The sequence below is a fragment of the Salinimicrobium oceani genome (assembly GCF_012037645.1).
In genome coordinates, this window is record NZ_JAAVJR010000514.1 from 1 (window position 1) to 480 (window position 480).

Consider the following 480-nt stretch of genomic DNA (forward strand, 5'->3'; position numbering starts at 1 on the left):
AAGGAAAAAGACTCTTTAGAAAAAGTTATTATTAGGCACATAGAATACTTTGAATAAAGAAAAAACTATGCACAACACTGTATAAAAACAATGCTTAAGCCTGTCTCGAATCGGAACTCTGTGCTCGCTTGCAACGCCTGATTGTCCTGCGGACAATCAAGCTTGCCAGCTCGCACAGTTTTTATACGGGACGTTGTGCAACATTTAAATCAACCATTCTTTAAAATGAACAAATTGTTTAGAAAATTTCTTTTTGGCTGTAGTCTATTAGTTCTTCTTGTTCAAGTCAGTTGTAAAGAAGATCAATCGGATCAAAAATCCGAAAACGAACTCGAACCCAAGACAGCGTCGACTACAGATATTCTTAAAGAAGGTTGGCAGGAGTTTCAAGAAAATGGTAATCGGACAAAAATTGAAATATTAAATATTTCGGACTCATTATTTGTAAACCAAAAAATTATTTTCGACAACAAAGATCAA

The 480-nt window shown here is 34.6% G+C and carries 1 protein-coding gene; it reads left to right on the forward strand.

The features are described from left to right. Positions 1 to 225 precede the first annotated feature (225 nt). A partial coding sequence (locus HC175_RS23945) for a hypothetical protein (protein ID WP_209310072.1) occupies positions 226 to 480 on the forward strand: 255 nt, incomplete at its 3' end.